Below are 24369 nucleotides of genomic sequence, written 5' to 3'. Positions count from 1 at the left end.
TGTTTGTTCATATAGCATCCCTTCCCGATTTTTGATAAAAGTCGGGAATTTGGATTTTATGACGAATGCTGAACTAAATCAAAGTTAACTTGCGCCTACTTATTTATTTGTGAAGAAGGAGCGCCATGAAGTCTATAAAACTCCAAATCTTACAAACTCTGTATGAGCAAGATTTTTATGCTTGGGTAGAGCAGACAGCAGAGCTTTTGCGATTGAACCATTGGGACACGCTGGATTTAGAACACTTAATTGAGGAAGTGGTGGACTTGGGTAAGAGTCAACAACGGGCGTTGCAAAGTGCGTTGCGGTTAGTCTTATCGCATTTGTTGAAATGGAAGTATCAACCAGAACATCGTAGTCGCAGTTGGCAAGTGACCATTACCCGTGAGCGACTGAATATAGACGAATTGCTGCAAGAAAGTCCCAGCTTGCGGCGTTTTTTAAATGATGCCGAGTGGATAAATACTACCTATCAAAGAGCGCGGCGAGAGGCAATGGTTGAAACAAGTTTATCAGAGGATAACTTTGCGATCGCTTGTCCGTTTTCTGTTGATGAAATTTTAGACTTAGACTTTTATCCTAACCCGGACGAATAACCATGTAGAATTTTTGTATAAGTGTAGATATGCTCAATATGATGAGTAATCATCTGTGAAAATTGCTGTAACTTTGTTAACTAATTATAAAGATATGCACTTGGGATGCGAATAATACCTTTTGAATTTGTCATTCCCAGACGACCTGTTTCGTTACAGACAAAGAAAAAAGAAAACCTTCAGGCATGGAAGAATTTTGTGCGCGTTGAAGCTCGAAAACTTTGGAAAGATCGCAGCGTTATTAAGCAAGGTGATTTACAACTGACGCTAGTTTATCTTTGTGATGATTTTCCGGCTGATACCGATAATATTATCAAGCCGATTCAGGATGCACTTGTAGGCTTAGTTTTTGAAGATGATAGTTTGGTATCAGATGTAGAAAGCCATCGTCGGTTTATGTCTGACCCAATTGAGATTAAAAGTCTACCTTCCTTATTACAGCGTGCTGTCATCACAGGTCAAGAGTGTGTTTATGTAAAAGTAAGTGAATCTCAACCATTGGAAAAATACTTATGACTAACAATACTAAAATTCTATATGATGAAAAAGTGAAATCTCTGGCAGAGAAGTACGAAAGTCAAGGATTTCATGTTTTAACTGAACTCAAAACAGATGAATTACCATTTGATTTGGGTAACTACCAGCCAGATTTAATTGCTATTAAAGACGGTTCGGGTTTGGTAATTGAAGTAAAAAACAGCCTCAACCGTCTGTCGATTGATCGTTTACAAGCTTTAGCAGAGGAAGTTAGTACGCATCCAGGTTGGCATTTTTTATTGGTAACGCTTGAAGACATAGAAGCCAAGTCCTTACCTGGAACATCCGAACAATTTCCTTCATGGCAAGAGCTAACCGATCGGTTTATCCAAGCACATAAGCTTATTGAAAATGATGAAATTGAGCCTGCTTTTCTTTTGATGTGGAGTATATTTGAGGGGGCTTTAAGAAAGCGAGCAGTCGATGTGTCAATTCCTATTGAACGTTTCCCCGTTATAGGATTACTAAGACATCTGTACTCCTTGGGAGAGTTATCAATCTCTCAATTTGACCTTGCTCAAGCTTGTTTTGAAGTTTGGAATCGTCTTGCTCACGGATATATTGAAAACCTAAATTTGCCAGTTGTACATAATTTTGACAATTTGGTTCGTGAATTATTAGGAAAATGGACAGTCGAACTTGCTATTAGTCAACTTTCATCAGAGGATCTAGCTGCTTTTCGTGCCTGGTTTGCGGAATTCGATGCAGCATCCTTGGATAAACGAGAAGAATTAAGGAGAAATTTAATCAATCAGACAAGCCTTCTTTTAGCGCAAGAATTAATAAGAAATGAGAAACTAAAGAAGGAATTAAACGTAAACGACGAACAGGTTATAAACGTCGAATTCGCTGTTAGTCTACTTTCGCCAGAGGATCTCGCCGCATTTCGTACCTGGTTTGCGGAATTCGATGCAGCAGCCTGGGATAAACAGATTGAAAAAGATGTGGCTGTTGGTCGGTTAGATGTATTGGCACAGAAAGCACTCAAACATCTCCGAGAAGGGCGTTGTACTGACCTGTGAAACATCGAGCAACCCCTGATTTTTGGTATTACTATCGCCAGTTACCAATTGATATCCAAGAGCTTGCTGATCGATGTTATGAGTTTCTTCGGGAAGATCCCAAATATCCATCATTGCATTTTAAAAAAGTTGGTCAGTTTTGGTCAGTGCGTATTGGTATATATTATCGGGCGCTTGCTGTAAAAGAAGATGAAAATTTTGTATGGTTTTGGATTGGGTCACATCCAGAGTATGACAAATTGCTAAGTGGTAAATAGCGTTTTAAGATTGCCTAAGAGCAGCCTAACCGATCACTCATAATACAAAGTATGGAACTATACTTAATTCGTCATGGCATCGCCGAAGACAAGGGATTAGGCATCAAGGATGAGGAACGCAGCCTTACCAAAGAAGGAAGGCAAAAAACTGAGAAAGTAGCCGAGAAACTTGTTAAGTTGGGTTTAAGCTTTGATTTGATTCTCACCAGCCCTTTAGTGCGGGCCCGCCAAACGGCTGAAATCCTGATAGCAGAAAAACTAAGCTCCCAGTTAGAGGAATCTAGCCACCTCGCCCACGATGGTCAAATTTCTAATTGGCTCAAAGACTGGTTAGAACCGAGAAATTATTCCCAAAATACCCAACTGGCGCTGGTTGGACACGAACCTGATTTGACTAATTGGGCAGAAATTCTCCTGTGGGGAGAAGTCAAAGAAAGCTTAGTCTTGAAAAAAGCAGGTATGATTGGGATAAAACTACCAGAAACAGGTTCTCCTCTGGGTCGGAGTCAGATGTTTTGGTTGACACCACCCAAGTACCTGCTATAACAGTTTTCCAACATTTTCGATTGTTGTTAGAACGGCTACTGTTATGGCGACAATAAATTTCTGGTAAGTTAGCTTGATCAGATATTTCAAAAAGCAAATGGTGGTGCCATGATGGTGTGCGAATACAAGCCTGGTTTAGAAGGCATTCCCGCCGCTCAATCAAGTATCAGCTATGTTGATGGGCAAAAAGGAATACTAGAATATCGTGGCATCCGGATTGAAGAACTAGCAGAAAAAAGTACATTCCTAGAAACTGCTTATCTCTTAATCTGGGGTGAACTGCCAAGCAAGGAAGAACTGGAAGGATTTGAGCATGAAGTTCGTTACCACCGGCGGATAAAATACCGCATTCGGGACATGATGAAATGCTTTCCAGAAAGCGGCCACCCAATGGATGCCCTACAAGCCTCTGCTGCTGCTTTAGGTTTGTTTTATTCACTCCGGGATTTACATAATCCTGCCTACATTCGAGATTCCGTGGTGCGCCTGATAGCAACCATTCCGACGATGGTGGCGGCGTTCCAACTGATGCGAAAAGGCAATGACCCGGTACGTCCCCGTGATGACTTAGACTATTCGTCCAACTTTCTATACATGCTCGATGAGAAAGAACCCGATCCTTTAATGGCGCGGATTTTTGATATCTGCTTGATACTTCAAGTCGAGCATACAATGAATGCTTCTACCTTCAGTGCCAGGGTTACAGCTTCTACCTTAACTGATCCTTACGCTGTGGTTGCTAGTGCTGTGGGAACTTTGGGTGGGCCCCTGCATGGTGGAGCCAATGAAGAAGTAATTCAGATGTTGGAAAAAATTGGCTCTGTAGAAAATGTCCGTCCCTACATAGAGCATTGTCTAGAAACTAAATCTAAGATTATGGGCTTTGGACATCGTGTGTATAAAGTAAAAGACCCACGAGCCATAATTTTACAAGGTCTAGCAGAGCAACTGTTTGAGAAGTTTGGCTATGACAAATTCTATGACATTGCTCAAGAAATGGAACGAGTGGTAGAGGAAAAACTCGGTAGCAAAGGGATTTATCCCAATATTGACTTTTACTCAGGTTTAGTGTATAGGAAGATGGGGATTCCTACAGACTTGTTTACACCAATATTTGCGATCGCTCGCGTTGCCGGTTGGCTAGCCCACTGGAAAGAACAACTAGCAGAAAACCGGATTTTCCGTCCTACCCAGGTTTACAACGGTTTGCACGAAGTTACTTATACTCCCATTGACAAACGGTAACTTGGGGATTGGGCATGGGGCATTGGGCGTTGGGCATGGGCAAGAGGACAAGGGGACAAGGAGAATTGGGGACAAGGGGAAAGACTTGTTTCAAATTCTCACCTCTTGTCCCCTTGTCCCCTTGTCTCCCCTGCCCCCTGCTCCCATTCCCTCTGCCCCTTTTGTCCCTTGAATAGCCAATCCCAATGCCAACCATAAGTAGAAGTTCTCATATCGCTTCAGAGGGCTAAAACCATCCAAGGATATACTAGGCATGGGAATTAGCGACAAATCTTCAATCAAGCATCATCTGGGCAAAAATTAAAAATGGGTGAATTTACAGGTATTAATTTAACTAATAGTTGTAACTCACCATGACTCGATGTCTTAAAGAGCGGAAACATGAACTCAGGAATTGACCTCCAAGGAACTTTTATTGAATCCCTCCGGGATTTAGGTATACCAGCAGGGACAGCCAAAGCGATTTGGATGCCCCTGCCAATGATACTGATGCTGATTGGGGCAACAGTGGGGGTATTAGTTGCTACTTGGCTAGAACGGAAAATTTCCGCCTCCGCACAGCAGCGAATTGGGCCAGAATACCAGGGGCCTTTTGGTTTGCTGGTACCTGTAGCTGATGGTTTGAAGCTGGTATTTAAAGAAGATATAGTACCAGCCAAGTCTGACCCCTGGCTGTTTACCCTCGGCCCCATTATTGTTGTAATTCCGGTTTTTCTGTCGTTCCTGATCGTTCCCTTTGGGCAGAATATCGTTATTAGCAATGTGGGCATGGGCGTATTCTTGTGGATTGCCTTGTCAAGCATTCAACCCATTGGCTTGCTGATGGCTGGCTACGCATCTAATAACAAATACTCCCTCTTAGGGGGCTTGCGGGCAGCAGCGCAATCTATTAGCTATGAAATTCCTTTGGCGCTGGCGGTGTTAGCGATCGCTATGATGTCTAACAGCCTCAGTACCGTTGATATTGTCAATCAACAATCTGGCTACGGCATTCTGGGTTGGAACATTTGGCGACAACCAATCGGTTTTCTGATCTTTTGGATAGCCGCTCTAGCTGAATGCGAACGATTACCCTTTGACTTACCTGAAGCGGAAGAAGAAATCGTCGCAGGTTATCAGACTGAATACTCAGGCATGAAATTCGGTCTGTTCTACCTGGGTTCCTACGTTAACTTGATCCTTTCTTCCTTATTAGTAGCAATTCTCTACCTGGGCGGTTGGGACTTTCCTATTCCCCTCAATCTCATCGCTGGTTGGCTGGGAGTCAGTGAATTAAATCCCGTGTTCCAGATAGTAACTGCTTCTTTGGGAATCACGATGACCGTCTTCAAAGCCTATTTACTAGTGTTTGTCGCCATCCTGTTGCGCTGGACAGTGCCACGGGTACGGATTGACCAACTGTTAGATTTAGGATGGAAGTTTTTGTTACCAGTTGGTTTGGTTAATCTTCTATTAACCGCCGCTCTGAAACTAGCCTTTCCCTTCGCTTTTGGTGGTTAGTCATTTAGTCATTAGTTATTAGTCATTTCTACAAATGACTAATGACCAAGGGCAAAAGACAAGGGATAAATAACGCTGATAGCTTAAAAAGAGAGAGTGAACCAAAAATGCTCAAGTTCCTGAAACAAGTTGGTGATTACGCCAAAGAAACGGTACAGGCTGCACGTTACATTGGTCAGGGGCTTTCTGTCACATTCGACCACATGCGGCGGCGACCAATTACCGTACAGTATCCTTACGAGAAACTGATTCCTGGCGAACGGTTTCGCGGTAGGATTCACTTTGAATTTGATAAGTGCATCGCCTGCGAAGTTTGCGTTCGCGTTTGTCCAATTAACCTACCTGTAGTCGATTGGGAATACGACAAAGCCAGCAAAAAGAAAAAACTCAACCACTACAGCATCGACTTTGGAGTTTGTATCTTTTGCGGTAACTGTGTGGAATTTTGCCCTACTAACTGTCTATCCATGACAGAAGAGTATGAGCTTGCCACTTACGATCGCCATGAATTGAATTATGACAACGTAGCCCTAGGTCGTCTGCCTTATAAAGTAACAGATGACCCAATGGTTACACCACTGCGCGAACTAGTTTACCTACCCAAGGGTGTCCTCGAACCCCACGGACTGCCCGCAGATGCGCCACGTGCAGGTGCGCGTCCAGAAGACCTGGTAGAACAAACAGAAAAATAAATGTAATTTGTCATTTGTCCTTTGTTATTTGACCAATGACCAATGACTAATGACTAATGACCAATGACCAATGACCAATGACTAATGACCAATGACAATTGACTAAGGACAAAAAACAGTGAATCTAGCAGAAGGAGTACAGTTAGTATCACTTGGCATACTGGGCGTGATGATGATTGGGGCAGCCATTGGTGTGGTGCTGTTCTCTAACATTGTCTATTCCGCCTTTATGCTGGGGGGTGTGTTTATCAGTATGGCGGGAATCTACCTGTTGCTAAATGGTGATTTTGTTGCAGCTGCACAAATCCTAATTTATGTTGGGGCGGTTAACGTGCTGATTTTGTTTGCCATTATGTTGGTGAACAAGCGTCAAGATTTTGTCGCATTTCCCAACTCTTGGGTGCGTAAATTACTTACTGGTCTAGTCAGCGTAGGATTGTTTGGTCTTTTAAGTACAATGGTGCTGGCTACTCCTTGGGCTTACTCAACTACTCCTGTAGTAGGTGGTGAAAGCTCAATAGTTGTAATTGGAGAGCATTTTTTCACTGACTTTTTACTACCTTTTGAACTGGCTTCCATTTTGCTGCTAATAGCGATGGTAGGAGCAATTATTTTGGCACGTCGTGAGTATTTGCCAGACCAATTGACACGATCCAATGTGGGGCAAACTGTTTTGACTTTACAAGAACGCCCCAGAGAACTAGTATCAACAACCAGCGAAACAAAAGAGTAATACTTGCGACCTGAATCGCAGATAAACAGCCAGCTTTTTCAGGAGGGATACCCAAATTCATGCAACTCCAGTACTTTTTATTACTAGCAGCAGCTTTATTCTGCATCGGCATCTACGGTTTAATTACTAGCCGCAACGCTGTGCGGGTGCTGATGTCAATTGAATTACTGCTCAATGCTGTTAATCTGAATTTAATGGCATTTTCCAACTTCCTCGACTCAACATTAATTAAGGGTCAGGTTTTCACAGTATTTGTGATTACCGTGGCCGCGGCCGAGGCGGCGGTGGGTTTAGCGATCGTGCTTGCCATTTATCGCAACCGCGATACCGTCGATATGGAGCAGTTCAATCTCCTGAAGTGGTAACTGTGCGTGCAACTCAAGCAGGTAATCATTGCTTATAAAGCGCGGGATGCCCGGAGTAAACAATGGGCAGAAATCTGTGCTAAACAACTAGAAAGCCGCGAGTGCCAGGTGTTGATGGGGCCGAGCGGGCCAAAAGACAACCCTTATCCAGTCTTTTTGGCTTCGGCGGCTCAACCAATCGATCTCGCCTTGGTACTTGGTGGCGATGGTACTGTTTTAACTGGTGCCAGACATTTAGCCCCAGCTGGTATCCCTATTCTGGGAGTGAATGTGGGAGGTCATCTGGGGTTTTTAACTGAGTCGGTGGAAGAGTTTCAGGATACAGAGAAAGTTTGGGATCGGCTGTTTGAGGATCGCTATGCTATCCAACGACGGATGATGTTACAAGCTGCGGTGTATGAGGGTCACGGGTCTAATTTAGAACCAGTGAGTGAGCGTTACCTGGCTTTGAATGAATTTTGTGTCAAACCCGCCTCTGCTGACCGAATGATAACCTCAATTCTAGAAATGGAAATCGATGGTGAGGTAGTCGATCAGTATGTCGGGGATGGGTTGATTATTTCGACTCCCACAGGTTCTACTGGTTACACCGTTTCTGCTAATGGGCCGATTATGCACGATGGTATGGAGGCGCTTACCATCACTCCCATTTGTGCAATGAGCCTTTCTAGTCGCCCCCTCGTTTTACCCCCTGGTTCTGTGGTGAGTATTTGGCCTTTGGGGGATTACGATTTGAGTACCAAACTCTGGACAGATGGGGTGTTAGGGACTTCTATTTGGCCTGGACACCGCGTTGATGTGCGGATGGCAGAGTGTCGGGCTAAATTTATTATTTTGCGCGAGAACAATTCCTACTATCAGACGCTACGGGAGAAGTTGCTTTGGGCTGGTACAAGGGTTCACTACAACAATAATCACCGTAATTAATTAAGTATTTTAGAGTGCATCTACCGCAGATTGCGTAGGCGTAGCCCGTCGTAGACATCGCAACCAAAACCATCCAAGCCCCTAGATGAATCTAGGGGCTTTCCCCATTCTGCTGAGACTTATGGCAAAAGCCTATTTCCTTGTCCTTTTATTAGACTTGTATTTATAGCCTATATCAAAGGAAAATTTTGTATCTTATTGCCAGATTTTTTAGGAATTAATGTCCATAATAAAAGCACTATACCTCTAATCCAAAAGAGTAAGAAAGCTCTCTAGAGGTTATTTTATCGAAAACTGTCTCAATCACGCTTCGACACATTAATACATAATGTGAGCTATTTGTATAGTGCCTAAATCATAGTAGGATATTTTCGCAAATCTAGGTAGGAAGATAGATGGAAGTTTCTGGATGCAACATCAATTACTCACTGAATCCTCCTCCCTCTTTTGAAGATTTTCCCATACTTCAAACTGAAAAATATACCCTACGACTGGCTTCAACCGAAGAAGAATTAGAATCAATCTTTCGGTTACGCTTTGAAGTTTTTAATCTAGAACTAGGCTTGGGATTTTCTGCTTCTAACTTTACTCAGATGGATATAGATAAGTTTGATGCAGTTTGCCATCATTTAATCATGATTTCCAAACAAACGGGTAAAACCATTGGAACTTATCGGATGCAAACCTATACAATGGCTTCTCAAAGACTAGGCTTTGATGCTGCCGATATATTTAATCTTAATGGAATTCCTAATTCTGTGCTTCAGGCATCAGTTGAAGTTGGGCGTGCATGTATAGCTAAAGAATACCGCAACAGTCAGGCACTTTTACTATTATGGAAAGGGCTAGCAAATTATCTGATCTGGAGTAAAAATCAATACTTCTTTGGCTGTGCATCATTACTAACGCAATCTCCTTCGCAAGCTACTTGCACCTATAATTATTTTCAGAAGAATGGCTTGATGCATCCAAGTATTTTGGTTTATCCAAATTCACAATCTTGTCTAGAACTGCCTCAAAATTGTCCAGACTTGAATAATGTGGAAATTCCTAAAATTTTGCAGGCATACTTGAATATTGGAGCTAAAATATGCAGTATTCCCGCTATCGACCGACACTTTAAAACTATTGATTTTTTAACCATATCTAATACCAAAGATTTTGCCAGATGGCGTTATCAAATATTGTAAAAATTATCTTTAGTCCTAAGCCCCTTGGGATGTGTAATGAACAGACTTAGATATAACTCGTAATTACGAATTACGTTAGCGCAGCGGGGCGTAGCCCATTACGAATTACGAATTATGATGATGGGCGTAGCTGCGACACTTCATCTAGTAATGCGCCTGACTGGATTATTTTAGACAAAATATTAGGAAAACTACTTATGCGCCACCTCAAATCTGCTCCGAGTTGGTTGCGATTTTTAATTATTTTCTTATTGACGATGGGTATATTATTTCGCTTTTTTAACCTTGATACCAAGGTTTACTCCCATGATGAAACCTATACCTCATTGCGAATTTCTGGTTATACAAGAACTGAAGCACAAAACAAATTATTTAATGGTAGTGTCATTGGCAAAGAAAGTTTTGCTCAGTTTCAGGGTGTAAATAAAAAAAGCTTAAATGACACAATCATGACTTTGGCTAAAGAAGATTCTTTGCATCCACCGCTTTATTACATAATAGCCAGATTATGGTTGGAAGTTTTTGGTAATTCGGTGACGGCGATCAGAAGTTTATCTGCTTTGATCAGTTTGCTGGTTTTCCCTGGTGTTTATTGGCTATGTCGAGAATTATTTAATGTGCCGCTATTGGTTCCTGGTGTAGCGATCGCACTTATGGCAATTTCTCCAATTCAACTAGTATACGCCCAAGAAGCACAAGAATATATTCTCTGGTTAGTCACCATATTACTATCTAGCGCTTCTTTGCTGCGAGCAATGCGCCTAGAATCACAAGATCAAGATCAGCTAACAAAACAAAGACAACAGCCAGAAACATTTACTATCTGGAGTATTTATGCAGTAACTTTGGCAATCAGTCTTTATACATTTCTTTGGAGTGCATTTGTCGCAGTTGCTCACGGAATTTATGTTATTACTACTGCCAGATTCCAGTTCTCTTCAACTGTCAGAACTTATCTTCTAGCATCATTGATGGGTTTTTTAGCCTTCATGCCTTGGTTCGTGGTTGTAATAGGTGATTTTTTCCAATTTTTGATTTCAGCAGATAAGGCAACACCACAGTCATCTTTGATGCCTAGATTTGAATTTTTGTTGATGCAATTAAGCCGAATATTTTTTGATATAGACCTGAGCTTAGATAATCAATTTAACTATTTAATTACATTAATTTGTTTCATATTTGTAGGATATTCAATTTATTTCCTTTGTCAAACAACTAACTATAAAGTTTGGTTATTTATCATTATATTAATTGTCGTGCCAGTACTGCCTCTAATACTGCCAGATTTAATGGTTGAGGATATACAATCATCTGAACCATATTTCATACCATCTTATTTAGGGATTCAAGTAGCTGTTGCTTATTTGCTAGGTACAAAAATATATAATGAGAGCGTGTCACGCCATAATATTTGGTATGCGATCGTTGGATTGGTAATTATTTGTGGTTTAATTTCTTGTAAGGTTAATTTCCAAGCAGAAACTTGGTGGAATAAGGGTACAAGCTATGGCAATCCTCAAGTTGCCCAAATCATCAATCTGACCACTCGCCCACTTTTGATTAGTGATGCTTTGGGTAATAATTATGGTAATGTCTTTTCTCTGAGCTATCTTTTGGAGCCCAAGGTACAATTTCTGTTGGTTCAAAATCAAAAAATTCCTAAAATTCCTGATAGGTTTGCTGACGTTTTTTTATTCAATCCTTCAGACAGTTGGCGCGAAACGATAGAAAAAAAATATAATTTAAAAACAGACATTGTTTATAGTGACAAATATTATTCGGTTTGGAAATTAGCTAAACTTCGCAATGTACGCCAACGTGATATTCTCCGCAAGATGAAATTATCCGCTCGTTGACTATCAGGTTATGAGAAAATTTTAGTTTTTAGATACTTAATTGTTCCAAAGACATTTACATTTTACTTGCTTAAAAATAGCTAAAAATAACAAAAATAAATATTCACCAGATTCTTATCTAAAATTAATTTAAGTGGTACTACAATGCTTTAAATTGTCAGTTGAGATTAATTTGATGATTAATTTAAAGGTGTTGTATGGGAATAGCAGATTTTCTTGGTCTTTTACATCCAGCGATCGCAATTATATTCGTGTTTCCACTTGTTGGGACAGTGATTAATTTTGCTTGGCAAACACGCCAACGCAGATTGCAAATTTTAGCCGGCAGTAAGAGTAAAATTCCTCCAGTAGTGGGTGTAGAACATAAGCAATTAGGTGAAAGACTAACAAGTGCGGTTGTCGGATTAACTTTAATCGGATTAAGCTACCCTATTGGTAAAAATATTATTAAAAATCAATTATGGAATAAAGCACCTTTTCAAGTTGTTTTTATCCTATTAATATTAGCTGCTACTATCGCCTCTTTAGTATTTCTTTATCGGGCAAAACAGCGAGTGTGGCGGGCAGCTTTTGCTACTTTAAGCGGTGCTGGTTTAGTCATATTAGGCTGTCAAGATGGAGTATTTCACCGTACCAATGAGTGGTATTGGTCACATTATTATATTGGTATTACCGCAGCACTGCTAATGATTTTTTCATTAGCTATTGTTCAAGATATTTATCAAGACAAATCCAATCGCTGGCGAATCGTCCATACGATTTTAAACTGCATTGCTTTGTTGCTATTTATTGGACAAGGTATGACAGGAACGCGAGATTTATTAGAAATTCCTTTAAGTTGGCAAGAACCCTATATTTATCAGTGTGATTTTGCTAATAAAACTTGTCCAACGCCAAATTCTCTACCACCAAAGTGAACTAAGGGATTTCAAATAAATAAATTATCCAATTCCTCAATATCTAAGATTTCGCAGTCTACAATTAGTGGCGGGTTTGAATCTCCCACTCAAAGATTGCTGGATTCTGGATTCTTCTTCAACGAAGAGGCAGGGAGAATGAGACATTGGGAATTGAGCATAAAGAAGGACAGGGAAGATGGAGAAGACTTGTCCCCCTTGTCCCAATACTTTTCGGGTTTTGGGGGAAAGGGGAAAGGGAAAGGGTTTAAATTTCCCTTTCCCCATTGCCCTTTAACCTTCCCCCAGACCAAAAGAGAGATTATTGGGTTTAACCGAAAAGTATTGCCCCTTGCTTCTTTTTTAAGCAATATTATCTACAAGCCGATCGCGAATTGTTTTAAGTTGGTCTTGAGTCTTTATTGGCTCTCGTGGTGCTGGCAGTTCTGTATTAGGCCAATTAGGTAAACTATTACAGGGACATAACAATGCCGGCATCCCGACGTTTCGCGCGGCTACTGGCATACTGCAACGACCACAAGGAACCATATCCCATGCTGGTGTCAACAATTCAGCAATGGTTTCTTGCGTACCCTCTAAATGACAATCACCTGATTCAGGCGCAATAATTTTCTGCCAGCACTCTTCAAATTCTTCACTATAGCGATCGCCATTTAGCACCGATTTGGGCAAAATGCTTGCCTTCCCGTTGCCCGTAATCACTTTCTTACCCAACTGAAACCAGTAGGCAAGGTATCCTCTAACTTCTTGTTTGGTTGCCATAAGACAATTTTAGATTTTAGATTTTGGATTAATTTGAATCAATAGTTAAGAATTTTGACTTCTGAATACTCCAGCATCCTCTCTGGTTGGCAATGGCGAACCAAGGACACTGAGATTGAGAACATGACCACCAGTTACTAAATAAACAGTTTCACTAAGAGCAGCTAGTTGGCGTACTAAAGAACCCAAGCGATCGCGGAACATCCTCCCAAGGGGATAAGCTGGTACTACACCCCAACCTACCTCTTCTGCTACAAACAGCACATCAGCAGCAACTAGCTCTACTGTCTCTAATAACTCTACAACGAGATTTTCCCAGCTAGATTCGTCCTCTTCTAAGAGATTAGCAACCCAAGTTCCTAAAGAATCGACTAAAAGGCAGTTATAGGGTTTGGCATCGGCGAGGGTAGCAGACAGTTCTATAGGTACGGCTAGAGTTACCCAGTCTTGGGGACGGCGTTGTTGGTGTTCTAAAATACGTTGGTGCCATTCCTGGTCATCTGTGTTATCGGTCGCTGTTGCTACGTAAACAACTGCTTTCCCTGACTCCATAGCCAGAGTTTCCGCCCATTCACTTTTACCAGATCGTGCTGGCCCTGTTACTAAGATGATTTTACCCAAAGTTGTTTTCTGAGTATTGTAACAAAACGAGAATTCAGAAATCAGGAGCCAGAATAATACCTCCAGTAAGCTCCGCAAACAGGATTGAATTCTGTGTTATGGGGCTGAATCCCCAACTTTCTTGTTCTGAATTCTGAATTCTGAATTCTGTATTTTGCCTTCTTCAACAAGAAGATGCTTACGGTTGCAATTTATCACCACAATTTTTACTTCATCAGCGAGATTTTTGGTTTCAAATAACTTTTAAGGGATAAAATTAGCACCAACATCATTGATGTCACAACTGGCAAAAGCCGAAAATCCCAACAACCCCATTCTTAATGATTCAACAAGAGGCAGGGGGCAGGGGGAAAAGGAGCAAGGGGAAATGATCCCTGCTCTCTGCTGTGGAGCGAAGCAGAACATGGGTCTGATTCCCCCACAACAACCAAGTGTGGTTCTAGTTCTATTGGGTCGAATCCCCATCTGAATTATCCCCCCTGCTCCCTGCTCTCCTGCCTCTTCTTCAACACCATTGGGGACAGCAAAATTTAGGATGTCTTTATGAACGCAGGCTTAAAACGCATAGAAGCAACTCTACACGATTTAGGGAATCGCGGTACTGCCCCTGCCGCCGAAGCAACTGATTCGACGACAAAACGGCCTTTTTCTTTTAGAATCAGTGTCGGAGCCAACGAATCCACAGATAGCACACAAACTCCATCATCTCAGGAAGAACAAACAGTTGAATTGGGTGTAGATACTGAGAGTAATTATCCTCCCGAACAGAATTTCTTTCCTCACCATGACTCTGTGCAGACCTTTCAAACACAAGAGAATGGGGGCAAAACACCCAGCTTACCCAAGTTGAAAACTCCAAGTTTTAGTAACCATCGCCACGGAGCAAATCCAGCATTGGCGATGAATCTATTACAAGAAATTCAGGAAACTGTCGCGGGTTGGCAAATAGAACTGCAAAATATTTTGAACCAAATTCAGGATATTTACTTAGAAGGGCCAATTGTCAATGGCTGGTTAGAATCCAATCCCAGCGAACCAGAACCGGGAGGAACCGCAACACTGCGCCATGCAGAAGTTGACCGCCTGATGAACTATGTAGAAGAAATTTGCGCCACTGGTGGGAAAGTATCTTATAAATCATCCATTACTGGCTACCGCCTATGTGGTGTAGACGATGCTGGTAAAGTCTGGTCACGCCCATGTCCAGCAGATCAGGTTGCTAATGTTAGTATGGCGATCGCACGTTACCAAAAGTTACGTCAACTTTTGGGGCGCAAGCAATCTTTAGAAACCCGCCTGAGTCAACTGGCCCAAACACTTGTAGTTTTACACAGTCATATTCAACAAACGTGAAGTTTTAAAAATTATTTCCGAAGAAACTCGGTTGGTGGGTCAGTAATTTTTGGTTTAGATTAACTCTCAGCAGGTATGTGTTGGATTTAAGATTTTTATCTAAAATCCCAAATCTCAAATCCAAAATAAAATCTATGCCAGACACCCAAATCTCTGCCATTATCTGTACCCACAATCGAGATACCTATTTAGGGGCTGCAATTGATAGTCTTTTAGCGCAGGATTTTGCTGCTGACTTTGAAATTGTGGTAGTTGATAATGGATCTAGCGATCGCACCCGTGAGGTTGTAGAACAAAGGGCCCACAATCCGCACCTGAAGTATGTATTTGAACCCACTATCGGTTTATCTGTCGCCCGCAACACAGGCGCAAAAGTAGCTAGTGGCGACATTCTGGCTTATCTCGATGACGATGCTGTTGCTAGCCCTGGGTGGCTACAAGTTTTATATTTTGCCTATTACAATAATTCTAAACTAGCGATCGCAGGTGGCAAAGTCACTCTCTTATGGCCCCCAGGAATCGAACAACCACGATGGCTATCTCCAGGGTTGGCGGCAAATCTGGGTGCATACGACTTGGGTGACAGTAACATCTACATCGAGCAACCTGGCTTAACACCCAGAGGCTTAAATTACTCTATCCGCCGCAGTTTCCTAGAAGAAATTGGCGGTTTTGATCCTCATCTCGGTCGAGTGGGGAAAAATCTATTATCAAATGAAGAACTGCAAATGACCGAATTTGCCCTACAGCGTGGTTGGCAAGTTGCTTATCTTCCTGAAGCACTGGTTGCTCACAATGTTGCCCCAGAACGCCTACAACGCACTTGGTTTTTAAATCGAGGCTGGTGGCAGGGTATCAGTGAATGCTATCGAGAACAACTTGCTGGTAAAGCTGGAATCGCTCAATTACAGCGAGGTGGCGAACGGTTTGTGCGTGGCTTGTATAAAGCATTGCAATATTTTTCTGATCCAGCAGAACGGTTTGACAAACTTGTATATGCTTACGGTCAGATTGGTTACTTAAATGCTGCTATTCAAGGTCTTTTATTTACATCAAATAAGAAATAACCAATAACATAATTTATACTGATATGTCATCTAAAATACCAGTTTCTGTATTAATTCCGGCAAAAAACGAACAAGCAAACTTGCCAGCCTGCCTTGCGAGCCTCAGCAGGGCAGATGAAATATTTGTAGTAGATTCTCAAAGTACCGATAACAGCATTGAAATTGCCAAAAGCCACGGTGTTAATGTTGTGCAATTCAACTTCAATGGAGGCTGGCCCAAAAAGAAAAATTGGTCTTTAGATAATTTACCTTTCCGAAACGAATGGGTGCTAATTGTAGATTGCGATGAGCGCATTACCCCGGAACTTTGGGAAGAAATTGACCAAGCAATTCAAAATCAAGAATATACAGGTTATTATCTCAACCGCCGTGTATTTTTCTTAGGAAAATGGATTCGTTATGGTGGGAAATATCCCGATTGGAATCTTCGTTTATTTCAGCATAAAAAAGGTCGCTACGAAAACCTACATACAGAAGATATTCCTAACACTGGTGACAACGAGGTTCATGAACATGTGATTTTGCAGGGCAAAGTTGGGTATCTCAAAAATGATATGCTTCACGAGGACTTCCGCGATCTTTATCACTGGCTAGAAAGGCACAATCGTTATTCCAACTGGGAAGCCAGCGTTTATTTTAATATTCTCACAGGTAAAGATGATAGCGGCACCATCGGCGCGAATCTATTTGGTGATGCAGTGCAACGTAAGCGCTTTTTGAAAAAAGTGTGGGTACACCTGCCATTTAAACCCATTTTACGGTTTGTTTTATTTTATATAATTCAACGCGGTTTTTTGGATGGCAAAGCTGGATATATTTATGCACGCTTGCTGAGTCAATATGAATATCAAATTGGCGTTAAACTTTACGAATTACGTAATTGTGGTGGCCACTTAAATACTGCAACTACCCCAAAGGCAGAAGCAGGGGAGCAGGAGAGCAGAGGAGCAGAGGTAAAGCTATTGACTATTGACTCATAACTAATAACTAATGACAAATGACAAATGACAAATGACCAATGACAAATGACAAATGACCAACCTTTTGTAGATTTACGCAAATATGATCAATCTTGGTTTGATCGGGGACGGCCAAGTTGGTATGTATTGTTGTGGTGGCTTGTACAAGCGATCGCATTTCCCCTTACTCCTCAACCGTTAAATATTCTGCGTTGTGCTTTGCTACGACTATTTGGCGCTCGTATTGGCCAAGGTGTATTAATTCGACCCACCGCCCGCTTCACCTATCCTTGGAAAGTTACCATTGGCAACTACAGCTGGATTGGGGATAACGTAGTTTTTTACAGCCTCGATCAGATTCACATCGGTGAACACTGCGTAGTTTCCCAAAAAAGTTACCTGTGTACTGGTAGTCACGATATCCAAGATCCTGCTTTTGGGTTAAAAACAGCGAGTATCACTATTAATAATGGTGCATGGGTAGCAGCAGATTGTTTCGTTGGGCCGGGAGTGCAAATCGGCGCTAATGCTGTGATTGGCGCTCGTAGTACTGTTTTGACGAATATGCCTTCTGGACAGGTTTGTTGGGGAAGCCCCTGTCGTCCTAAGACAAGTCGTATAAAACTTGATACCCCTACAACCCCATGATTTTATAGATAAACATAAGACATCTCCAGAAATTAACTATGCTTACCTGAAACCCTTGTAGAGACGTTGCATTGCAACGTCTCTACATTCATTTTCACCAGATGTCTATAGTAAGGTAGCCCAACTAGCTGCGCTACCTTAAATTTTCTACATATTTTATTTATAGCGGTTCTCAATTGCATAGAATATAGACCAATAAGGTTCAGTTAAGGGTAAAACTCTAAAGTCAATTGTTTATAACCTAGATGCAAAGTGGTGAGCTAGTCCGGTGGACGGATTCTCCAGCATAAAGGAACTGGCGTTAGCGTAGCTACGAGCGTCATCCGTAGGGCTTACCGCAGGCTACCGCCATCGCGCAGTGTCTCGCAGAGAAGGGGACTAAAGATGCAAAGAGAAAGAAGAAATACTTAACTGAACTGTATTGACCTATAAGCTCTGCTTTATATAGGCATTTCCTGGAGATAGTTTACTTTTAATTAAATCTTTTTGCTTTCTAATCCAAAATTCGTGCATATCTAAAAAATCTGGCAGAAGATGTGATGCACCAAATCAGTCAGGTGATAGCCTAATTAGCAAAATTTTTCTCATTCCCACAAGTGAGAGTCACCCAAATGTGTAAAAGTATAAGCTGTTATTGCGATCGCCTTTGGCGTTCTCGCAAGGTACCTAATAAAGCGTGAGTTCGACGAACCTCTCCCTCCCAGCCTCCCTCTCCGAAACGGAAAGGGAGGAGCAACGAAAAATTCAGCTTTTTACTCCCCTCTCCATGTCGGAGAGGGGCTGGGGGAGCGTTCACTTAGCATCTTGTAGATAATTAATCGCAATTAGAATATATCATCTTGGTCAATTTGCTTGCATTGGAATGCTCCCGAAGAATTAGGTGATGAAGTGCCCTTTGCCAACCATGTTCGTCAACTTGCCAAAGATTTTAAATATCAACAAATGCGATAAATTTAAAACAAATTTAATAGGAGGCAAGTATGAATTTTAACAAAGATGAAAGAAATGTCATTTTAATAGTTGATGATGCCCCTATTAATTTAGAGATATTATTCAAGCTTTTAGAGTATTACGGCTTGAAGGTTTTAGTATCTGAAGATGGAATTAATGCCATTGAAATTGCAGAGAATGCCTTACCTGACTTAATCTTATTGGATGTATTAATGCCAGGAATTGACGGCTTTGAAACTTGTAGACTTTTGAAAAAAAATCCAGCTACTCAAGATATTCCAGTAATATTTCTAACTGCTATAACCGATAAGATAGATCAAATCAAAGGTTTGAACCTTGGGGCAGTAGATTACATAACTAAACCTCTAGAAAATAAAGAGGTTTTAGCTAGGGTAAATATCCATTTACGTTTACGAAACCTCACAAAAAAACTCACAGAGCAAAATAAACGTTTAGAAATAGAAATCTTTGAGCGCCAGCGAGTAGAAGAAGAACTGCGATGTCATTCAGCTGCATTAGATGAGTGGAACAATCGCTACCAAGCACTAATTCAAGCGAGTGGTCAAATTCTCTACGACTGGTACTTGGATACCAACGATATTAAATATGGTGGCAATGTAGAGCAAATATTAGGTTACTCTATGCCTGAGATGTTAGGAGGTTTGAAGCGTTGGTTAGAGTTAGTTCATCCTGATGATAGAAAATTATTCAATGAAGAGATTAACCGCATTTTATCCGCAAAAGAGCGATTCCACCTTGAGTTTCGCGTCGCTCGCAAAGATGGCACTTACATCACAGTTGAAAATAATGGTTATATCTTTTTAGACTCTACAGGCAAAGTTGCTCGGATGGCGGGCTTTGTAATTGATATTACCGAACAGCAAGCTGTGCTACGTGAACGCAAAAATGCAGAGCAAAAAATTCGTGAGCAAGCAGCTTGGCTCGATATCACCACAGACGCAATTATCGTTCAAGATTTAGTTAACAAAATTCAATTTTGGAATAAAGGGGCTGAACATCTGTACGGTTGGATGGCAGAAGAAGCATTGAGCAAGAATGCCAATCAGTTTTTGTATCAAAAGCAAAGTTTTGGCCAACTAAAAAACATCCAGAAAACTTTAGTTGAACATGGTTCGTGGCAAGGTGAATTATATCAAGTTACCAAACAAGGCCAAGAGATTATCGTTGCTAGCCGATGGACACTGGTAAATGATAATGAGGGACAAGCTAAATCCGTCCTAATTGTCAACTCCGACATTACAGAGAAAAAACAACTTGAAGCGCAGTTTCTCCGCGCCCAGCGAATGGAGAGCCTTGGCACTCTAGCAAGTGGTATCGCCCACGATCTTAACAATGCACTAACACCTATGTTGATGACAGTGCAACTTTTAGAGGCACAGCTTCCAGATGAAAAAAGTCAGCAATGGCTAACAATTATGGAAACAAATGTTAAACGCACCGCAGATTTAGTTAAACAAGTGTTATGGTTTTCACGCGGCTCTGTAGGGAACTTTAAAACCTTACAGGTGCGGTATTTGATTTCAGAAATTGAAAATATTATTAAGCAAACATTTTCCAGAGCTATTGAAATCCGTATTGATATTTCTGAGCAAAACTTATGGAATATCTTTGGCGATGCTACCCAGTTACACCAAGTGCTAATGAACCTATGTATCAATGCTCATGATGCCATGCCTAATGGCGGTATTCTAAAGATTTCTGCGAAGAATTTCTGGGTTGATAGTCATTACGCCAAAATGAATATTGATGCTAAGGTAGGTTCTTATGTAATGATTAGCGTCTGTGATACAGGCATAGGAATTAAGAGAGAAATAGTAGATAGAATTTTTGAGCCATTTTTCACAACAAAAGAAGTCGGAAAAGGCACAGGGCTTGGTCTTTCAACAGTGCTTGGGATTATAAAAAGCCACTTCGGTTTTGTGAATGTAGTGACTGACGTGGGCAAAGGCACAGAGTTTCAAGTTTGCTTACCCGTCACGCAAACAATGGAGACAGATAGTAAATTAGCTGGAGATGAATTACCACCGGGGCATGGAGAATTGATTCTCGTGGTTGATGATGAAGATTCAATTCGAGAGGTTACTCAAACCTGGTTAGAAAAAAATGCCTATAAAGTTATAGTAGCTAGTGATGGTATTGATGCGATCGCACTATATACAGAATATCAACAAGAAATTAGTGTAGTCTTGATTGATATGATGATGCCAAACATGGATGGGCCAACAACCATCAATGTGTTGAAAAAAATTAATCCAGAGATCAAAATTATTGGTGTTAGTGGATTAGCTTCCAATCATGAAATGATTAAAATCCTTGGTAATAGTGTCAAAACCCTATTGTCCAAGCCCTACACCTCAAGCGACTTGTTAAGAAATTTACAGATGGTAATTAATACAAAGTAGAGTTTGTCATTCGTCATTTGTCATTTGTCATTGGTTATTTCTACCTCATCAAAAATATGGGTCTGAAACCCCGTGCTTCACGCAATGCTTTAAAGTAATGAGTAAGGAGTAATGAGTGGATGAAAAATGGGTATTTACTCATTACTCATTACTCATTACTTATTACTCATTACTCCAGAATCACCGTTGGTTCACGCCGGGGAGTATGTCAACTCCCATTTCCCATTTCCCATTCCCTATTCCCCATTCCCCATGAGTGGTAATATATTCTCATGGCTGCTCTAATCCTTGCTATTGATGAACAAACTACTGGATGAAACGCTGTCAATTGAAACTGCTGAACGCATAAACAGCAGAGCTAGCACTCCGTTTGATAATGCTTACAAAGCAGCATTGTCTACTGAGGGAGCAAGATATGTCCAAGGATTTTTAACTTTTGTGGGAAAGCCATACAGGCCGATTGAACACAGTTGGATTGAACTAGGTGATGCCTCTGAGGTACGCATTATCGATCCCACATTACCGCACCTGAACAAAAATCCCCAAGAACTCTGGTATTTTGCAGCACAAAGGCTAACGGTTAAAAAATTGAAAGCCATCATTGAAGAATCGAAAGAAGATTATCCAGAAGATGAACCATTACCAATCTATGGCGATCCACCTTATGAATATTATGGTGATGTGATGTTGGGTGGTCAGGACTATTTGGCAGCATATCAAGCCGCAGAAGCTAAGTGCAAAGAAATCAACAAACTCAACCCTGAGAGAAACTAAATAATTCGTAATTACGAATTATTTAATAGGATTTACCATCGCTGCCAAAGTATTCCCTATAGCCACAAATTTTGTCTCCACGCACATCAAAAGAAACCGCTACCCGATTTTTGTAAAGCTGCCCAAACAAAAGTCCCTCATCTCGAAACTCAAAAACAGCCGTTGTTTCATTGCTCGTAACACGGTCTAAGCCGGTCAAGTTCAAACCAGGGCTGAAGGCTTCAAAAACGTACTCGAAAAATTCTCTAGCTCGCTGTTTACCGACATTCAAACCGTGGAATTTACCCATTGGAAACCAAAGGGTAAAGTCTTCTGTGAGCATATCTAACAATGCTTCCCACTCTCCAGTTGCCATACCATACGTAAGATGCTCAAATGCCTGTCGAGCAACTTTTAAAGTATTTTCTGAGTCTTGTGTCATTCCCACCCGCGCTAACTAGATATAAACTAATGCTGTGTGACTTAAAACCTCACAACTACTTTCCCACAATTCTGACCACTGAAGAGATATTCTACAGCTTCGGGTATTGATTCTATGCCTTGAAAGTGTCTTGGGTCAACGGAAACTTTGAGTTTGTCTGTGTAGAACAGGTTTAATAGGCGATCGCGTGCCTCTGCCATATATTCTTTATAATGAGGCATGAGAAAGCCTCTCACAGAAGCAGCTTTCCAAAATAGCTGGTGATAAAGGCGTGGTTGTGTAATTTCTTCTACATCTTTTGCGTATTCGGAGATGAAACCAACTACAACTAAGCGTCCGCGCACTGCCAAGTTTTCAACGCAAGTATCAAAAACCTGTTTACCTACACAGTCAAAAATTAAATTAATCCCATTGGGGTATTCTTGCTTGAGGATTTGATTGAGATTTTCTGTGCGATAGTTGATAATGCGATCGCACCCTAATTCTCTCAGTAACTTTGCCTTCGCCTCAGAACTACAAGTACCAATGACATGATTCCCGGCTAACTTTGCCAATTGCACTGCAATATGACCTGTTCCCCCGGCGGCGGCTGTCACTAAAACCACTTCATTACTTTTCATCTCCCCCACTTGTTCCAATGCAACCAAAGCTGATACACCTGTAGGCATTAGTGTTAGCAACTCTGGCGTTGCTTCCTGTACCTTTACTGCTAAGTTTGCATTGATAACCTGATATTCTCGATAACCGCCACCACGTGCCGTAGTTATGACAGCATCACCAATTTGAAAATCTTTGACATTTTCACCCATAGCGATAACTTTCCCCACAGCTTCCACACCCAAATCAAAGGGAGGAATTAAGTTAATATATGGAACATCACCACGGCAAAGTAAGGTGTCAAAGCCACCGTTAACGCCAGCAAATTTATTTTGAATTAAAAGTTCGCTAGCAGCAGGTTTGGGAATAGGAATTTCGACAATTTTAATGGCAGATTTAAAATCTTGATTCAGTTGATTTGCTATTAACTTTCTGTAGGTTTGTACATTCATTGATACAAGTAATTCGGTGCAAATATTAAAAGCTATGTTGAAAAATTTAAATTTAGAGTGCGTTTGTTTTGCTTTCACCTAACGCACTATTTATCAACAATCTAAGGTGCATTTCACTATCCTTATAAAGCTTTATCCCACTCTAACTGATGAGCTAAACCATATTTGATAAAATCTTCTTCTTTAGCTTTATCACTTTTACCAAAAACACCTAAGCTGTAAGGATTATCTTGCATCCGTTGTGTGACTTGCTCTTTCTCAAATCGGATCACTTCATCTCTAGGTTTATCTGGTTTAAAAAAGTCTACAACCAAAACAATTCTATCATAATTAGTGTAATTATGTGGACAGTGTGGATAGCTATGATCTAAAACCAGGAATTTTCCTTCATGCCAATAAAGTTGATCGTGGCATATTTTCATAGCCACATCTCCCTCTGGAACTATTAATCCCAAATACCCACGATTTGTATGAGGGTTATAGTTTACATGCAGCTTAATATCTAATCCCGGATGAAATGTACCATAATAGACGTTTCTGATGATATCATCATCAATAAAATTCACATTTTTTATCAAATTAGCTAAATTTGGAAAATACTTCTCTCTTAATAAAAGTGCTTTTTTTGATGCCTCATCTGGCCCATAATCAGGATATTGTATTTGATAAGCTTGAATATATTGTTCAATAAAAAGACCTTGAAATAAAATACCAAAAGCGCTGTATTTTGCATTACCCTTGGTTTTAATCGTTTTACTTTTAGGCCCCAGAATATCGTAAGTTAACTTTAGCTCTTCATCAGATGCCTGGTTAATAAAGCGTTTAAATTCCTCTCTAATCACTTGCCAGTTATCTTCGAAGATTTTGAGAAAAGTAAATTGATTTGGGTCTATATTATATTCATTAAAGCTTTCCATTGTTTTTTCTCCTGAAGATGATTTCATAAAAAACCGTTATA

The 24369-nt window shown here is 40.9% G+C and carries 27 protein-coding genes; 21 read left to right on the top strand and 6 right to left on the bottom strand.

All coding sequences use genetic code 11. From position 1 onward, the window contains the following. Positions 1–125 precede the first annotated feature (125 nt). The 6 genes from ACFFRD_RS10275 (at position 126) to ACFFRD_RS10250 (ending at position 4203) form a co-directional block, all read left to right on the top strand. The gene (locus ACFFRD_RS10275) at positions 126–596 is read left to right on the top strand and encodes a DUF29 domain-containing protein (protein ID WP_392481366.1); all 471 of its coding nucleotides are present in this window, start codon (positions 126–128) and stop codon (positions 594–596) included. Positions 597–701: 105 nt separating this feature from the next. After that, complete coding sequence (locus ACFFRD_RS10270; protein ID WP_163928304.1) at positions 702–1112, top strand: RusA family crossover junction endodeoxyribonuclease; 411 nt, start codon at positions 702–704, stop codon at positions 1110–1112. Further along, a complete protein-coding gene (locus tag ACFFRD_RS10265; RefSeq protein WP_163928306.1) occupies positions 1109–2155 on the top strand; it encodes a hypothetical protein in 1047 nt (348 codons plus the stop codon). Before ACFFRD_RS10270 ends, ACFFRD_RS10265 begins: the two co-directional genes overlap by 4 nt. Then, a complete protein-coding gene (locus ACFFRD_RS10260; RefSeq protein ID WP_163928307.1) occupies positions 2152–2412 on the top strand; it encodes a hypothetical protein in 261 nt (86 codons plus the stop codon). Before ACFFRD_RS10265 ends, ACFFRD_RS10260 begins: the two co-directional genes overlap by 4 nt. A 51-nt stretch (positions 2413–2463) precedes the next feature. Next, complete coding sequence (gene sixA / locus ACFFRD_RS10255) at positions 2464–2958, top strand: phosphohistidine phosphatase SixA (RefSeq protein ID WP_392481365.1); 495 nt, start codon at positions 2464–2466, stop codon at positions 2956–2958. Positions 2959–3066: 108 nt separating this feature from the next. Further along, positions 3067–4203, top strand: a complete 1137-nt coding sequence (locus ACFFRD_RS10250) for a citrate synthase (RefSeq protein ID WP_392481364.1) — start codon at positions 3067–3069, stop codon at positions 4201–4203. Positions 4204–4293: 90 nt separating this feature from the next. On the opposite strand, the gene ACFFRD_RS10245 is transcribed toward ACFFRD_RS10250, so the two are convergent. Beyond that, a complete protein-coding gene (locus tag ACFFRD_RS10245) occupies positions 4294–4458 on the bottom strand; it encodes a hypothetical protein (RefSeq protein WP_159402507.1) in 165 nt (54 codons plus the stop codon). Positions 4459–4584: 126 nt separating this feature from the next. Between ACFFRD_RS10245 and nuoH the strand changes: the two genes are divergently transcribed. The 8 genes from nuoH (at position 4585) to ACFFRD_RS10205 (ending at position 12383) form a co-directional block, all read left to right on the top strand. After that, entirely contained in the window at positions 4585–5703 is a 1119-nt protein-coding gene (nuoH, locus tag ACFFRD_RS10240; RefSeq protein ID WP_114083481.1) for an NADH-quinone oxidoreductase subunit NuoH, read from the top strand. 107 nt (positions 5704–5810) lie between these two features. Continuing rightward, entirely contained in the window at positions 5811–6395 is a 585-nt protein-coding gene (ndhI, locus tag ACFFRD_RS10235; protein ID WP_094349399.1) for an NAD(P)H-quinone oxidoreductase subunit I, read from the top strand. Positions 6396–6513: 118 nt separating this feature from the next. Beyond that, positions 6514–7128 (top strand): NADH-quinone oxidoreductase subunit J, encoded by a 615-nt coding sequence (locus ACFFRD_RS10230; RefSeq protein WP_114083480.1) that lies wholly within the window; start codon positions 6514–6516, stop codon positions 7126–7128. Positions 7129–7187: 59 nt separating this feature from the next. After that, the gene (gene nuoK, locus ACFFRD_RS10225; RefSeq protein ID WP_006199065.1) at positions 7188–7493 is read left to right on the top strand and encodes an NADH-quinone oxidoreductase subunit NuoK; all 306 of its coding nucleotides are present in this window, start codon (positions 7188–7190) and stop codon (positions 7491–7493) included. Between the two features lie 6 nt (positions 7494–7499). Then, complete coding sequence (locus ACFFRD_RS10220; RefSeq protein WP_012411870.1) at positions 7500–8420, top strand: NAD(+) kinase; 921 nt, start codon at positions 7500–7502, stop codon at positions 8418–8420. Between the two features lie 395 nt (positions 8421–8815). Further along, a complete protein-coding gene (locus tag ACFFRD_RS10215) occupies positions 8816–9610 on the top strand; it encodes a GNAT family N-acetyltransferase (protein ID WP_392481363.1) in 795 nt (264 codons plus the stop codon). Positions 9611–9807: 197 nt separating this feature from the next. Beyond that, positions 9808–11466, top strand: coding sequence for a glycosyltransferase family 39 protein (locus ACFFRD_RS10210; protein ID WP_392481362.1), 1659 nt, complete (start codon positions 9808–9810; stop codon positions 11464–11466). 197 nt (positions 11467–11663) lie between these two features. Further along, a complete protein-coding gene (locus ACFFRD_RS10205) occupies positions 11664–12383 on the top strand; it encodes a DUF4079 domain-containing protein (protein ID WP_392481361.1) in 720 nt (239 codons plus the stop codon). Positions 12384–12725: 342 nt separating this feature from the next. Here ACFFRD_RS10205 and ACFFRD_RS10200 read toward each other — a convergent pair whose 3' ends face one another. Continuing rightward, the gene (locus ACFFRD_RS10200) at positions 12726–13145 is read right to left on the bottom strand and encodes a hypothetical protein (RefSeq protein ID WP_179073184.1); all 420 of its coding nucleotides are present in this window, start codon (positions 13143–13145) and stop codon (positions 12726–12728) included. Between the two features lie 45 nt (positions 13146–13190). Then, positions 13191–13766, bottom strand: a complete 576-nt coding sequence (cobU, locus tag ACFFRD_RS10195; RefSeq protein ID WP_392481360.1) for a bifunctional adenosylcobinamide kinase/adenosylcobinamide-phosphate guanylyltransferase — start codon at positions 13764–13766, stop codon at positions 13191–13193. 274 nt (positions 13767–14040) lie between these two features. On the opposite strand from cobU, the gene ACFFRD_RS10190 reads away from it, so the two are divergent. The 7 genes from ACFFRD_RS10190 (at position 14041) to ACFFRD_RS10160 (ending at position 21941) form a co-directional block, all read left to right on the top strand. Then, positions 14041–14235: a hypothetical protein gene (locus ACFFRD_RS10190; protein ID WP_041565685.1), complete on the top strand. Its 195-nt coding sequence runs from the start codon at positions 14041–14043 to the stop codon at positions 14233–14235. 74 nt (positions 14236–14309) lie between these two features. Then, on the top strand, positions 14310–15119 hold the full coding sequence (locus tag ACFFRD_RS10185) for a hypothetical protein (RefSeq protein ID WP_392481359.1): 810 nt from the start codon (positions 14310–14312) through the stop codon (positions 15117–15119). Between the two features lie 134 nt (positions 15120–15253). Beyond that, entirely contained in the window at positions 15254–16186 is a 933-nt protein-coding gene (locus ACFFRD_RS10180) for a glycosyltransferase (protein WP_392481357.1), read from the top strand. Between the two features lie 23 nt (positions 16187–16209). Further along, positions 16210–17166, top strand: a complete 957-nt coding sequence (locus tag ACFFRD_RS10175; RefSeq protein WP_392481356.1) for a glycosyltransferase family 2 protein — start codon at positions 16210–16212, stop codon at positions 17164–17166. Positions 17167–17211: 45 nt separating this feature from the next. Next, positions 17212–17793 (top strand): hormogonium polysaccharide biosynthesis acetyltransferase HpsU, encoded by a 582-nt coding sequence (hpsU, locus tag ACFFRD_RS10170; RefSeq protein ID WP_392481355.1) that lies wholly within the window; start codon positions 17212–17214, stop codon positions 17791–17793. A gap of 980 nt (positions 17794–18773) precedes the next feature. Further along, positions 18774–21167 (top strand): response regulator, encoded by a 2394-nt coding sequence (locus tag ACFFRD_RS10165; protein WP_392481354.1) that lies wholly within the window; start codon positions 18774–18776, stop codon positions 21165–21167. A gap of 297 nt (positions 21168–21464) precedes the next feature. Further along, a complete protein-coding gene (locus ACFFRD_RS10160; protein WP_114083468.1) occupies positions 21465–21941 on the top strand; it encodes a hypothetical protein in 477 nt (158 codons plus the stop codon). 22 nt (positions 21942–21963) lie between these two features. Here ACFFRD_RS10160 and ACFFRD_RS10155 read toward each other — a convergent pair whose 3' ends face one another. The 3 genes from ACFFRD_RS10155 to ACFFRD_RS10145 form a co-directional block, all read right to left on the bottom strand. Next, on the bottom strand, positions 21964–22362 hold the full coding sequence (locus ACFFRD_RS10155; RefSeq protein ID WP_114083467.1) for a nuclear transport factor 2 family protein: 399 nt from the start codon (positions 22360–22362) through the stop codon (positions 21964–21966). Positions 22363–22403: 41 nt separating this feature from the next. After that, positions 22404–23411 (bottom strand): zinc-binding dehydrogenase, encoded by a 1008-nt coding sequence (locus tag ACFFRD_RS10150; protein ID WP_392481353.1) that lies wholly within the window; start codon positions 23409–23411, stop codon positions 22404–22406. A gap of 122 nt (positions 23412–23533) precedes the next feature. After that, positions 23534–24328 carry an aspartyl/asparaginyl beta-hydroxylase domain-containing protein gene (locus tag ACFFRD_RS10145; RefSeq protein WP_392483042.1) on the bottom strand — a complete coding sequence of 265 codons (795 nt, stop codon included), beginning with the start codon at positions 24326–24328 and terminating at the stop codon, positions 23534–23536. Between the last annotated feature and the right edge of the window lie 41 nt (positions 24329–24369).

This window comes from Nostoc sp. C110 (genome assembly GCF_043099725.1).
In the GTDB taxonomy this organism is placed as follows: domain Bacteria; phylum Cyanobacteriota; class Cyanobacteriia; order Cyanobacteriales; family Nostocaceae; genus Nostoc; species Nostoc muscorum_A.
Note: the sequence above shows the minus strand (reverse complement) of the source record. Positions and strands in the feature narration are given on the sequence as shown.